An 11,889-nucleotide genomic window follows, 5' to 3' on the forward strand; every position below is an offset into this window, starting at 1 on the left:
TTGGTCACAAAAAAACCGAACACATGGTTCGGTTTATATTTGGTTTATATAGTGCTGTTATTCAAAGGTTTTTATTTCGTGACCCTTAAATTTCCATTGTGTTATTCCGCCTTTAAGGTCATAGATTTTAACAAATCCAGCGTCTTTAAGTTTTTTAGTGCATTTAGCACTTCGACCTCCTGATTTGCAATATAAAACAACAGGTTTTGTTTTATCCAATTTTGTGATGTCCTCATCAAAAGTTGGAGATTTAAAATCGATGTTTTGTGAGTTATCGATAAATCCATTTTTGTATTCCTCTGGAGTGCGTACATCCACAATTTGAACATCATCTAGCTCTAAAATGGTTTGCATTTCTTCAGGAGAAATAACTTTAATTTCTGATTGTGTTTCTTGTTCGCAATTTGTTAGAGTTAGCGCGAACATGAGACTAAGAACGATACTTATTTTTTTCATTTTTGATTGATTTATATAGAAGAAACTTCACCTTTCCAAACACTGAAGCCTCCTAATAGATTGTATGTTTTATTAAATCCGAGTTGATTCATAACAGCACACGCTTGTCCACTTCTTACTCCAGCTTTACAATACACAAAATATGTTTTAGTTTTATCAAGCTGTTGAACTTCATCAATAAAGCCTTGACCTTTAAAAATATCTATATGTATTGCATTAGGTATAATACCTTCTGCAACCTCTTCAGGTGTTCTAACGTCTAAAACTACAGCTTTATTATCTGCTCCTAGTTCTGAAATCCACTCTTGTTGTGTTAAATCTGCCATAATAATTTTATAAAATAATACGTATCAAAAACCATGCTAATTTAACGTTTCCTTATGATAAAGACGAAAAAAAACCCAAAGCGTTACACTTCGGGTTGTTAAAATTATAAGATTTATGGATCACACCTTGATAGAACAGCCTATTGCTCTAGTTTGTTTTTCTTCAATTTCTTTACCAGAAAGCAAAGCATCAACTGCATCTTCAACATATTTTTTATTTACTGCATTGGCATCTAGATAATTGTCATCTATAGCTCCCATATACTTTACAACATTACCTTTTTTGGTTTTTTGTAGTATGTATATATGTGGTGTTTTTGTTGCACCATACTTCGGATATATTTTTTGCCCTTCATCCATTAAATACGGGAACGTAAATCCTTTTGCTTTCGCACGAGCTTTCATAGCCTCCATACTATCTCCAGGTTTAACCTCGGTATTATTAGGCATAATAGCTACAACAGGGTAACCAAGATTTGCGTACTTCTTATTTAATGCTTCTACTCGATCTTCATAAGCTACAGCGTAAGGACAAGTGTTGCATGTAAATACAACTATAAATCCCTTAGCGGATTTAAAGTCTGACAATGATACTGTTTTACCATCAATGTTTTCAAGTTCAAAATCTGTTGCAACATCACCAATATGATATCCATGACCACCACCTAAATTGGCAAATGAAGACAGAGCTACTATAGTTAATACTGCAAAAAATGTTTTAAGTGTGTTTTTCATGATTTAGTTTATTTAAGGAATTGTTTGACTTCGGTTTCTAGTTCGTCATAATTAAATGACTTTTCGTAAAATTGGCGTTTATTTTTATTGTAAATAATAGTCGCTGGAATGGCTCCAGTCCAACTTTCATCTACTTTAGGAATCCATGTATTTGAATCTACATCATTTAATGCTACGACTTTAGATTTCAAGTTTTTATTTATAATATAAGGCTTTAATTTAGTCTCATATTTACTAGGAAAATCAAGGCTCACTAAAATTACTTCTACATCTTCTGAATAATTTTTATTAAGCTTCTCGAAATATGGTAATTCCTTAATACAAGGAGCACACCAAGTGGCCCAGAAATTAACAACATAAGTTTTATCATCAGTAGTACTCAAAAACTTTTGTAGTCCATCAAAATCATACACTTCGAGAGATATTTCTGTTTCTAATATCTGCTTTACTTCAGCTACCTGTTCTTTTTCAGTTGCATCTTTACAAGAGAAAAATAACACCAAACCTATTATCCATGCGTACTTCATGATATAAAGTTATTAATCCTAATGTTGCATTGTCAAACTTTAACAAAATATTAGACAAACGGTCCATCATTTATATTACATTTGTATGCACAACAATTGTATATACATATGTCAATAGAAGAAGATATTAAAAGCACAGTTATACTTGACAAAAAAGAAAAGACTGTTATTAATTTATTATATACGGGAAGTTGGCTAAAAGAAAAAGAATTCACTTTCTTTAAAAATTATGAACTATCATCAGAACAATATAATGTTCTTAGGATATTAAGAGGTCAAAAAGGGAAGCCTGCGAATTTAAGTACTATTCAAGAACGTATGCTTAACAAAATGAGTAACACAACACGTTTAGTAGATAAATTAATAAAAAAAGATTTGGTTACACGACAAGTATGCATGACAAATAGAAGAAAAATAGAAATTCAAATTACTCAAAAGGGTTTGGATCTATTGATTCAATTGGACAGTAAAATTAAATTAAATAATAAAAAAATCACAAAAAGTTTAGATCAATCAGAACTCACACTACTAAATAATTTATTAGACAAATTAAGAACTCAATAAACAATTTCAAATATTAAATCAATTTCAAACAAAAAAAAACAATGAAAAACAACATTTTAAAAACAGGATTTATCGTGGTATTAGCAATGACCATTGCTTCTTTCACATCAGTATCAGAAAAAAGTGTAAACGTTAAAGAAAGCAGCATTACGTGGACTGGCCACAAAGTAACTGGATCTCATGAAGGAACCATCAATTTATCTGAAGGTGCTTTAATGTTTGAAGATGATAATTTAGTTGGTGGAAGTTTTACTATGGATATGACATCAATTGTCGTTACAGATATAGATGCAGGAAGTGGAAAAGAAAAATTAGAAGGACATTTAAAATCTGATGATTTCTTTGGAGTTAAAGACCACAAGAAGGCAATGTTCAAAATCAATAAAGTTGATGGGAAAAATGGCACATACCGTGTATATGGTGATTTAACTATTAAAGGAATATCAAAACCTGCAACGTTTCAAATGATGGTAAAAGGCAATACAGTAACAGCTAATTTCAAAGTTGATAGAACAAAATATGACATTAGATATGGTTCTGCTAGTTTCTTTGATGATTTAAAAGACAAAGCTATTTATGATGATTTTGATTTAAATGTAACCCTAAAGTTTTAACCCTATAACTTGATTAATAGCACATTTAGAAAAAAGATTCTCATTAATTTGGGAATCTTTTTTTATTTTGGTTGAATAAATTTGAATTCTAGAAATTCATTTCTATATTTGAATATCACAACAACTATGAACACAAACTTAAATAATACTTGGTGGTGGAATTCTCGAAACTCATACTTCGTGAACTAACCCTATAGTATATTTAAAATAAAATATCAAAAAGGCTTGTCATTCACGACAAGCCTTTTTTAATTTCAAAAAATGAAAACATTTAGTTTATATACGCATTACAAGAAAATATTAGCAGACACTATAACACCTGTTAGCATTTATCTTAAGATTAGAGATAAATATCCTAACAGCATACTTCTAGAGAGTAGTGATTATCATGCTAACGATAATAGTTTTTCATATATCTGTTTTAACCCAATTGCATCTATAAAAGTTAATGATGATATTATCGAGCAACATTATCCAGATGGAAGCTCGAAAAAGAACTACACCAATAAAGTTTCTGTAACTGAAGAGATCCATAAATTCACAAAGCGTTTCAAAGTAAATTCAGATGCGGATTTCAAATTTATTAATAATGGGATTTTTGGTTATACAGCTTATGATGCCGTAAAGTACTTCGAAGATATTGAAATCAGTAAAAAACCAAATTCATTAGAGATTCCAGATATTTATTACGCTGTATATCAAAACATCATCGCCATTAATCATTTTAAAAATGAAGCCTATATTTTTGCACATTGTTTTGAAACTGAAAACAATATAGATGAAATTCTACATTTGATTAGTTCAAAAAACTTTGCGTCATATAATTTTAAAACCGATTCTGATATCTCTTCAAATCTTACAGACCAAGAATATAAAGATCAAGTTGAGTTAGCAAAAAAACACTGTGCTCGAGGTGATGTATTTCAATTGGTATTGTCTAAAAAGTTTTCTCAAAGCTATAAAGGAGACGAGTTTAATGTGTATCGAGCTTTACGAAGCATAAATCCGTCGCCATATTTATTCTATTTTGACTATGGTGATTTTAAAATCTTCGGAAGCTCTCCAGAAGCTCAACTTGTTGTTAATAAAGGACAAGCTGAAATTCACCCAATAGCAGGAACATTTAAAAGAACTGGTAACGATGAGGAAGATCAAATCCTAGCAAAGAAACTAGCACAAGACGATAAAGAAAATGCAGAACATGTCATGCTAGTTGACTTAGCCAGAAACGACTTAAGTCGACATGGAAGTCAGGTTAAAGTAGAAACCTATAGAGAGGCACAATTTTTCTCTCATGTGATTCATTTAGTAAGTAAAGTCACAGGGAAAATTCATGATAATACGCCTACCATGCAAGTTGTAGCAGACACCTTTCCAGCAGGAACCTTAAGTGGTGCTCCCAAATACAGAGCCATGCAATTGATTGAAAAATATGAAAAAACTAGTAGAGCCTTTTATGGTGGAGCTATTGGTTTTATGGATTTTGAAGGCAATTACAATCAAGCTATAATGATTAGAACTTTTATGAGTAAAAATCATAAACTCCATTGGCAAGCAGGCGCAGGATTAGTTTCTAAATCTAATCCAGAAAATGAATTACAAGAAGTATATAATAAACTAGGTGCTTTAACAAAAGCAATAGAATTAGCAGAAGACATATGAAAGTATTAGTAATAGATAACTACGATAGTTTTACTTACAATTTAGTTCATTATTTCGAGGATCTAAACTGTGAAGTGACTGTAAAACGGAATGACAAATTAACCCTAGAGGAAGTAGACGCTTTTCAAAAGATCGTGTTATCTCCAGGACCAGGAATTCCAGATGAAGCTGGCCTTTTAAAAGCTATAATTAAAACCTATGCATCAACCAAAAGCATATTAGGTGTTTGTCTTGGACAACAAGCCATTGGAGAAGTTTTTGGAGGAACACTTGTTAACCTTGATGAAGTATATCATGGTGTAGCTACTCCAGTTGAAATTACTGTTGATGATGAAACTTTATTCAAAAACATGGGTAAAACGATTGAAGTTGGTCGCTATCACTCATGGGTTGTTAATGCAAATTTACCTGAAGTATTAGAAGCCACTTCGATTGATAGTAACGGACAAGTAATGTCATTAAGACATAAGTTTTATGATGTAAAAGGTGTACAATACCATCCTGAATCGGTGTTGACACCAAATGGAAAACAAATTTTAGAAAATTGGATCAAGAGTTAATATGAAACAAGTACTTAACAGATTAATAAATCATGAAAGCATCTCAAGTGAAGAAGCCAAACGTGTATTGGTTGATATTTCAGATGGAAAATTCAACCAAAGTCAGATTGCATCTTTCTTAACTATTTTCATGATGAGAAGTATAACTCTTGAAGAGTTACAAGGCTTTCGTGATGCATTACTAGAACTTTGTATTCCGGTAGATTTATCAGATTTTAATGCCATTGATTTATGCGGAACAGGTGGTGACGGAAAAGACACATTTAATATTTCTACATTAGCTTCATTTATAACTGCAGGAGCTGGAGTGAACGTTTCAAAACATGGAAACTACGGCGTATCTTCTGCATCTGGATCTTCAAATGTTATGGAAGCCTTAGGTGTGAAATTCACTAACGATGTTGATCAATTAAAACATAGTATTGATAAAGCTGGAATTTGCGTGATGCACGCACCTTTATTTCATCCAGCTATGAAAAACGTTGCTCCAATTAGAAAGGAATTAGGAGTTAAAACTTTTTTCAACATGCTTGGTCCAATGGTAAATCCATCATTTCCAAAAAATCAAATGGTTGGTGTTTTCAATCTAGAATTACAACGAATTTACGGTTACCTCTACCAAAATACAGATAAAAATTATAGCATTGTCCATGCATTAGATGGTTATGATGAGATTTCATTAACAGGAAATACAAAAATCATATCCAATACTTCTGAAACGATGTTAAAACCATCAGATTTAGACGTTCCTCAAATAGAACAACATGAAATATTTGGAGGCTCAACTGTTGATGAGGCTGCTAAAATTTTCAAAAAGATCATTAATAATAAAGGGACCGAAGCGCAAAACAATGTGGTTTGCGCCAATGCAGGATTAGCTATTGCAACTGTTAAGAAAATTACACATCAAGAAGGGTTTCAATTAGCACAAGAAAGCCTTGAAAGCGGAAATGCAAAAACAAGTTTAGAGAGATTAATAGCGTTAAGTAAGTAATGGATATTTTAACTAAAATAATAAACGACAAACGCATCGAAGTTAATCTTCGAAAGCAACTCATTCCAACCAAACAATTGGAGCAATCTGTTTTGTTTGAACGCAATACAGTTTCATTAGCTAAAAGACTTCGACATAGTAACACAGGTATTATTGCTGAACACAAACGACGTTCACCATCAAAACACGTTATCAATCATGATTTAAATGTGTATGATGTCGCAAGAGGTTATGAAAACGCAGGTGTTTGTGGCATGTCTGTTCTTACCGATGGAAAATATTTTGGTGGAAGTTTAGACGATTTGCTAACAGCACGTTCCAGTTGTAATTTACCTTTACTTCGAAAAGAATTTATAATTGATGACTATCAAATACTAGAAGCCAAAGCATATGGAGCTGATGTCATTTTATTGATAGCAGCAATTTTAACGAGAGATGAAATCAAGCAATTTTCAGAATTTGCAAAGCAATTACAATTAGATGTATTACTTGAAATTCATAATGAAGAAGAACTTAATAAATCGATTATGCTAAGTATAGATATGCTAGGTGTGAACAATAGAAATCTGAAAACTTTTGAAGTCAGTCTAGAAACGAGTAAACAATTAAGTGAATTGATTCCTAACGATTTTGTAAAAGTGTCAGAAAGTGGCATTAGCAGTATTGAAGCCATTAAGATATTGCAACCTTTTGGCTACAAAGGATTTTTAATTGGTGAAAATTTCATGAAAACCGATAATCCAGGAGAGCATGCTTCTCAATTTATTAAAAACTTACAATTATGAAATTAAAGATCTGTGGAATGAAAAATGAAGGCAACATTTTAAATGTTGCCAAATTAAATCCAGATTTTATGGGTTTCATTTTCTACAAAAATTCGCCACGCTATTTTAATAGTGTAATTCCAGAATTACCTGAGGGCATTAAAAAAATTGGAGTATTCGTTGATGCAACTTTTGATTACATAAAAGGTATTGTGGGTAAACATAATTTACAAGGTGTGCAATTACATGGTAACGAATCTCCAGAACTATGTAAACAACTACAAGATTTGGATTGTACAGTAATAAAAGTGTTTTCTATAAAAGACACCTTTGACTTCAAAAACCTAGAGCCTTACGAAGACGCTTGTGATTACTATTTATTCGATACAAAAGGGAAACAACCAGGAGGAAATGGTTTCACTTTTGATTGGAGTGTTTTAAAAAAATACTCATCAATAAAACCATTTTTTTTAAGTGGTGGTATTGGACCTAATGAATTAGAAAATTTGTTGTCATTTCTAAAAAGACCTGAAGCAATTTTTTGCCACTCATTAGATTTAAATAGTAAGTTCGAAACTAACTTAGGATTGAAAAATACAGAAAAATTAAAAGCATTTAAAGATCAACTTATAGCGAACAATTATGACGTATAATATTGACGACAAGGGCTACTATGGAGAATTTGGAGGTGCATATATTCCAGAAATGCTGTATCCAAATGTAGAAGAATTGCGACTAAACTATCTGAAGATAATGGCTGAGCCTTCTTTTAAAAAGGAATTTGATCAGTTACTAAAAGATTATGTTGGACGTCCTTCTCCACTCTATTTTGCAAAACGACTTAGCGAAAAATATAGCACAAAAATTTATCTAAAACGTGAAGATTTAAATCATACAGGAGCACATAAAATCAATAATACAATTGGTCAAATTTTAGTGGCTCAGCGTTTGGGCAAAACTAGAATCATTGCCGAAACTGGAGCTGGACAACATGGTGTTGCTACAGCAACGGTTTGTGCTTTAATGGGACTAGAATGCATCGTTTATATGGGAGAAATTGACATTGCACGTCAAGCGCCAAATGTGGCTCGTATGAAAATGTTAGGTACAAAAGTAAGACCAGCTTTATCTGGAAGTCGCACTTTAAAAGATGCTACTAATGAAGCTATTCGTGATTGGATTAATAATCCTTTAGACACACATTACATTATTGGAAGTGTGGTAGGTCCACATCCTTATCCAGATATGGTCGCTCGTTTTCAATCTGTTGTTTCTGAAGAAATTCAATGGCAACTTAAAGAAAAAGAAAACACCACCAAACCAGATTATGTTATAGCTTGTGTTGGTGGAGGAAGTAATGCTGCTGGTGCATTTTATCATTATTTAGACGATACAGACGTTAAACTCATTGCTGTAGAAGCTGCAGGAAAAGGCATTCATAGCGGAGAAAGTGCTGCCACATCAGTTCTAGGTCGTGAAGGTATTATTCATGGAAGTAAAACATTGTTGATGCAAACAAGCGACGGACAGATAACTGAACCCTACTCTATTTCTGCTGGTTTAGATTATCCAGGTGTTGGACCAATGCATGCGCATTTGTACAAATCTGGACGTGCAGAGTTCATGTCTATTACAGATAACGAAGCCATGATTGCTGGCTTAGAATTAAGTCAATTAGAAGGTATAATTCCTGCCATTGAAACATCACATTCGTTAGCCATTTTTGAAAAAAAGAAGTTTACAGCAGATGACATCGTAATTATTAACCTATCTGGTCGAGGCGATAAAGATTTACAAAACTATATTGATTATTTTAAATTGTAAAATGAACAGAATAAACCAAAAACTAACAGAAGACAAAAAGTTACTATCCATATACTTTTCAGCAGGATATCCAAGTCTACACGATACGGTTTCAATCATAGAAAATCTTGAAAAATGTGGTGTTGACATGATAGAAATCGGATTACCTTTTAGTGATCCATTGGCTGATGGACCAACAATTCAAGCAAGTTCTACTCAAGCTTTAAAAAATGGAATGACTTCAGAAATACTATTTGATCAATTAAAAGGTATTCGAAATACGGTTTCTATCCCTTTGATTATTATGGGTTATTTTAATCCGATGTTACAATATGGCGTTGAAGCTTTTTGCAAGAAGTGTCAGGAAATTGGTATTGACGGACTCATAATTCCTGACTTACCAGTAGATGTTTACAACGAACAATATAAAACTACTTTTGAAAAATATGATTTAATTAATGTGTTTCTAATTACACCTCAAACATCAGTAGAACGGATTCGCTTTATTGATTCCATTTCAAATGGTTTTATTTATATGGTAAGCTCAGCCAGTGTCACAGGAAGTAGTTCAGGTTTTGGAGATGAACAAACAGCTTACTTTAAACGCATTGCAGATATGAATCTTAAAAACCAGCAAATTGTAGGGTTTGGAATTTCAAACAACAACACTTTTAGTCAAGCCACACAATATGCTAAAGGCGCTATAATTGGAAGTGCATTTATAAAACACCTATCTGATAAGCCAATTCATAAAATAGACGAATTTGTATTATCTATAAATAATTAAAAATTTATATTTGACAAACAAAACTATTATTTATGGAATGGTATTTAAAAGTTATTAAAGATAATTATGTTAATTTCGAAGGACGAGCAAGACGTACAGAGTATTGGATGTTCAATTTGATACATATCATTATCGTATTTGCACTTGCTTTTTTAGGAGGTTTCTTTGGGGACTCAGAAGCGTCTTTAATAATAATGATCCCATTACTTATCTACGTACTAGGAACATTTTTACCAGCATTAGCAGTTACTGTAAGAAGATTACATGATACTGGGAAAAGCGGTTGGTACTATCTTTTTACTTTGATACCTTATATTGGAAGTTTTATCTTGTTAATTTTTATGGTTATTGATGGAGACACAGGCCAAAACAAATATGGACCTGACCCAAAAGCAATTTCTAATGAAGAAATAAATGAAATTGGAAAGCCTCTTGAATAGCTGCCGAAATGAAATTAGTATTGAAAGCAAATCAAGCTTGATTCCCTCTTAAATATAGTATGAAGTTTGTTCCTTATTTAGACTTTTTTCATGAAATTAATAAACAGTTTTAAAGTTATTATCATCCTTTGCTTAACCTTAGGTTTAGCACCATATTTTCCAGAACCACATATCTGGGGAAAATTAAAATGGATAACTGGTGGTGCCAACGGAATGTTACTAAAAGATTGGTTTGATGTTGTCTTACATGGCTTCCCATGGATCCTTCTTGTTCGATTGATAATAATTAAATCTTATACCAAAAATGGCGCTTAACATTGTTTTATTTGAACCTGAAATACCGAACAACACAGGTAATATTGGTCGATTAACTTTAGCCTCTGGCTCAAAGCTACATTTAGTAAAACCGTTTGGTTTCGAATTAAGTAATAGCAGGCTAAAACGTGCAGGACTAGATTATTGGCAACATCTTGATGTTACTATATACGAATCTATTGAAGACTTTTTCAGAATTCAACATGACAAAAATTTCGTTTTCTTATCAAGTCATGGAACTAAATCTCATTGGGAGATTTCCTTTAAAGATGATATGTTTCTTATCTTCGGAAAAGAATCGGTTGGATTGCCAAAACAACTAATAGAAGACTATAAAAATCACCTTTATAAAATACCTTTATATAGTGATCATATAAGAAGTCTAAATTTAGCAAATGCAGTGAGTGTTGTCATTTACGAAGGCATAAGACAATTAAACAACTAACAATTATTTATGAATAAAGAATCTCTTAGGAAATTTTGGTATAGCATATCTCCAAGGCATCGTTTTTTAATTAGACGTTTATATTACTTTCCTGCAGATTTATTAGATAAAATTCAAGGCAAACGTCATAAATATGTTCCACCTAGAGGCTCTATTTATACTGGTTCTCCGGCAAACGCTGAAGCTTATATTGATCAAGGCAAACGACAACTTGTTTTACTAAAAAACCATATCGATTTAAAGTCCAATGATGAAATTTTGGATATAGGAAGCGGAATTGGCAGAACTGCTATTGCTTTAACAGAATTTCTAGAACCAGAAGGCGGTTATAAAGGCTTTGATGTTGTTAAACTTGGTATTGATTGGTGCAATTCTAAAATAGCAAAAGACTTTCCAAATTTTGAATTTAAATATGTTCCACTTTTTAATGATTTGTATAATACATCAGATTTAAAAGCCGAAGATTTTGTTTTTCCATATGATAACGATGCCTTTAATAAAATCTTCTCCTTTTCAGTTTTTACGCACATGCAAATTGATGAAATTCAAAATTATTTTAAGGAAGTGAATAGAGTTCTTAAAACCGATGGTTTAGCCTTTTCTACTTTTTTTCTATATGATGATACTATTGAAAATTATATAAGTACTGAGAATGAATTTAAATTTCCAATCAAAAAAAGTGGTTATCGCTTAATGAATAAAGAAGTGAAATCTGGGAATATAGCTATCCATAAAGACACTTTAAAAGCCATGTTGAATAAAGAAAAACTAGAAATCGTAGAAATAATTGATGGGTTTTGGAAAGATAAAAGCACATATTCAAAAAATGGAAGTTATCAGGATGTTGCCGTTTTTAAAAAGAAACAAGCTATCTCAGATCATTAATTTAAACCATAA

At 32.0% G+C, this 11,889-nt stretch carries 17 protein-coding genes; 13 read left to right on the forward strand and 4 right to left on the reverse strand.

The features are described 5' to 3' along the window. Nucleotides 1–57 precede the first annotated feature (57 nt). From RH81_RS06425 to RH81_RS06440, 4 genes are all read right to left on the reverse strand, one after another. On the reverse strand, nucleotides 58–456 hold the full coding sequence (locus RH81_RS06425; RefSeq protein ID WP_033959117.1) for a rhodanese-like domain-containing protein: 399 nt from the start codon (nucleotides 454–456) through the stop codon (nucleotides 58–60). 11 nt (nucleotides 457–467) lie between these two features. Continuing rightward, nucleotides 468–782, reverse strand: coding sequence for a rhodanese-like domain-containing protein (locus tag RH81_RS06430; protein WP_033959118.1), 315 nt, complete (start codon nucleotides 780–782; stop codon nucleotides 468–470). A 120-nt stretch (nucleotides 783–902) separates the two neighbouring features. Next, a complete protein-coding gene (locus RH81_RS06435) occupies nucleotides 903–1,517 on the reverse strand; it encodes a thioredoxin family protein (protein ID WP_033959120.1) in 615 nt (204 codons plus the stop codon). Between the two features lie 8 nt (nucleotides 1,518–1,525). Then, the gene (locus RH81_RS06440) at nucleotides 1,526–2,044 is read right to left on the reverse strand and encodes a TlpA family protein disulfide reductase (RefSeq protein ID WP_033959123.1); all 519 of its coding nucleotides are present in this window, start codon (nucleotides 2,042–2,044) and stop codon (nucleotides 1,526–1,528) included. Between the two features lie 108 nt (nucleotides 2,045–2,152). Here RH81_RS06440 and RH81_RS06445 point away from each other — a divergent pair, with 108 nt between their 5' ends. The 13 genes from RH81_RS06445 (at nucleotide 2,153) to RH81_RS06505 (ending at nucleotide 11,877) form a co-directional block, all read left to right on the forward strand. Then, nucleotides 2,153–2,608, forward strand: coding sequence for a MarR family winged helix-turn-helix transcriptional regulator (locus RH81_RS06445; RefSeq protein WP_033959124.1), 456 nt, complete (start codon nucleotides 2,153–2,155; stop codon nucleotides 2,606–2,608). A 41-nt stretch (nucleotides 2,609–2,649) separates the two neighbouring features. Continuing rightward, complete coding sequence (locus tag RH81_RS06450; RefSeq protein ID WP_033959125.1) at nucleotides 2,650–3,222, forward strand: YceI family protein; 573 nt, start codon at nucleotides 2,650–2,652, stop codon at nucleotides 3,220–3,222. Between the two features lie 261 nt (nucleotides 3,223–3,483). Beyond that, nucleotides 3,484–4,884, forward strand: a complete 1,401-nt coding sequence (locus RH81_RS06455; RefSeq protein ID WP_033959127.1) for an anthranilate synthase component I family protein — start codon at nucleotides 3,484–3,486, stop codon at nucleotides 4,882–4,884. Next, nucleotides 4,881–5,444: an anthranilate synthase component II gene (locus tag RH81_RS06460; protein ID WP_033959129.1), complete on the forward strand. Its 564-nt coding sequence runs from the start codon at nucleotides 4,881–4,883 to the stop codon at nucleotides 5,442–5,444. The genes RH81_RS06455 and RH81_RS06460 overlap by 4 nt, the downstream gene beginning before the upstream one ends. A 1-nt stretch (nucleotide 5,445) precedes the next feature. Continuing rightward, nucleotides 5,446–6,438, forward strand: a complete 993-nt coding sequence (gene trpD / locus RH81_RS06465; RefSeq protein ID WP_033959131.1) for an anthranilate phosphoribosyltransferase — start codon at nucleotides 5,446–5,448, stop codon at nucleotides 6,436–6,438. Further along, on the forward strand, nucleotides 6,438–7,223 hold the full coding sequence (trpC, locus tag RH81_RS06470; RefSeq protein ID WP_033959132.1) for an indole-3-glycerol phosphate synthase TrpC: 786 nt from the start codon (nucleotides 6,438–6,440) through the stop codon (nucleotides 7,221–7,223). Before trpD ends, trpC begins: the two co-directional genes overlap by 1 nt. Continuing rightward, complete coding sequence (locus RH81_RS06475) at nucleotides 7,220–7,855, forward strand: phosphoribosylanthranilate isomerase (protein WP_033959133.1); 636 nt, start codon at nucleotides 7,220–7,222, stop codon at nucleotides 7,853–7,855. Before trpC ends, RH81_RS06475 begins: the two co-directional genes overlap by 4 nt. Further along, nucleotides 7,845–9,026, forward strand: a complete 1,182-nt coding sequence (gene trpB / locus RH81_RS06480; RefSeq protein ID WP_033959134.1) for a tryptophan synthase subunit beta — start codon at nucleotides 7,845–7,847, stop codon at nucleotides 9,024–9,026. The genes RH81_RS06475 and trpB overlap by 11 nt, the downstream gene beginning before the upstream one ends. A gap of 1 nt (nucleotide 9,027) precedes the next feature. Beyond that, nucleotides 9,028–9,792, forward strand: a complete 765-nt coding sequence (trpA, locus tag RH81_RS06485; RefSeq protein WP_033959350.1) for a tryptophan synthase subunit alpha — start codon at nucleotides 9,028–9,030, stop codon at nucleotides 9,790–9,792. 32 nt (nucleotides 9,793–9,824) lie between these two features. Further along, nucleotides 9,825–10,232 (forward strand): DUF805 domain-containing protein, encoded by a 408-nt coding sequence (locus RH81_RS06490; RefSeq protein WP_033959136.1) that lies wholly within the window; start codon nucleotides 9,825–9,827, stop codon nucleotides 10,230–10,232. 90 nt (nucleotides 10,233–10,322) lie between these two features. Further along, entirely contained in the window at nucleotides 10,323–10,547 is a 225-nt protein-coding gene (locus RH81_RS06495; RefSeq protein WP_033959137.1) for a hypothetical protein, read from the forward strand. Beyond that, nucleotides 10,537–10,992, forward strand: a complete 456-nt coding sequence (locus RH81_RS06500; protein ID WP_033959139.1) for a tRNA (cytidine(34)-2'-O)-methyltransferase — start codon at nucleotides 10,537–10,539, stop codon at nucleotides 10,990–10,992. The genes RH81_RS06495 and RH81_RS06500 overlap by 11 nt, the downstream gene beginning before the upstream one ends. Before the next feature lie 9 nt (nucleotides 10,993–11,001). After that, the gene (locus RH81_RS06505; RefSeq protein WP_033959140.1) at nucleotides 11,002–11,877 is read left to right on the forward strand and encodes a class I SAM-dependent methyltransferase; all 876 of its coding nucleotides are present in this window, start codon (nucleotides 11,002–11,004) and stop codon (nucleotides 11,875–11,877) included. The last annotated feature ends 12 nt before the right edge of the window (nucleotides 11,878–11,889 follow it).

Origin of the sequence: Psychroserpens jangbogonensis (assembly GCF_000797465.1) — a bacterium.
Classification (GTDB): domain Bacteria; phylum Bacteroidota; class Bacteroidia; order Flavobacteriales; family Flavobacteriaceae; genus Psychroserpens; species Psychroserpens jangbogonensis.

Bases quoted from the DNA above. Each gene is read 5' to 3' on its own strand.
- RH81_RS06425 (WP_033959117.1), bottom strand. From the start codon at position 456: ATGAAAAAAATAAGTATCGTTCTTAGTCTCATGTTCGCGCTAACTCTA.
- RH81_RS06430 (WP_033959118.1), bottom strand. From the start codon at position 782: ATGGCAGATTTAACACAACAAGAGTGGATTTCAGAACTAGGAGCAGAT.
- RH81_RS06435 (WP_033959120.1), bottom strand. From the start codon at position 1,517: ATGAAAAACACACTTAAAACATTTTTTGCAGTATTAACTATAGTAGCT.
- RH81_RS06440 (WP_033959123.1), bottom strand. From the start codon at position 2,044: ATGAAGTACGCATGGATAATAGGTTTGGTGTTATTTTTCTCTTGTAAA.
- RH81_RS06445 (WP_033959124.1), top strand. From the start codon at position 2,153: ATGTCAATAGAAGAAGATATTAAAAGCACAGTTATACTTGACAAAAAA.
- RH81_RS06450 (WP_033959125.1), top strand. From the start codon at position 2,650: ATGAAAAACAACATTTTAAAAACAGGATTTATCGTGGTATTAGCAATG.
- RH81_RS06455 (WP_033959127.1), top strand. From the start codon at position 3,484: ATGAAAACATTTAGTTTATATACGCATTACAAGAAAATATTAGCAGAC.
- RH81_RS06460 (WP_033959129.1), top strand. From the start codon at position 4,881: ATGAAAGTATTAGTAATAGATAACTACGATAGTTTTACTTACAATTTA.
- trpD (WP_033959131.1), top strand. From the start codon at position 5,446: ATGAAACAAGTACTTAACAGATTAATAAATCATGAAAGCATCTCAAGT.
- trpC (WP_033959132.1), top strand. From the start codon at position 6,438: ATGGATATTTTAACTAAAATAATAAACGACAAACGCATCGAAGTTAAT.
- RH81_RS06475 (WP_033959133.1), top strand. From the start codon at position 7,220: ATGAAATTAAAGATCTGTGGAATGAAAAATGAAGGCAACATTTTAAAT.
- trpB (WP_033959134.1), top strand. From the start codon at position 7,845: ATGACGTATAATATTGACGACAAGGGCTACTATGGAGAATTTGGAGGT.
- trpA (WP_033959350.1), top strand. From the start codon at position 9,028: ATGAACAGAATAAACCAAAAACTAACAGAAGACAAAAAGTTACTATCC.
- RH81_RS06490 (WP_033959136.1), top strand. From the start codon at position 9,825: ATGGAATGGTATTTAAAAGTTATTAAAGATAATTATGTTAATTTCGAA.
- RH81_RS06495 (WP_033959137.1), top strand. From the start codon at position 10,323: ATGAAATTAATAAACAGTTTTAAAGTTATTATCATCCTTTGCTTAACC.
- RH81_RS06500 (WP_033959139.1), top strand. From the start codon at position 10,537: ATGGCGCTTAACATTGTTTTATTTGAACCTGAAATACCGAACAACACA.
- RH81_RS06505 (WP_033959140.1), top strand. From the start codon at position 11,002: ATGAATAAAGAATCTCTTAGGAAATTTTGGTATAGCATATCTCCAAGG.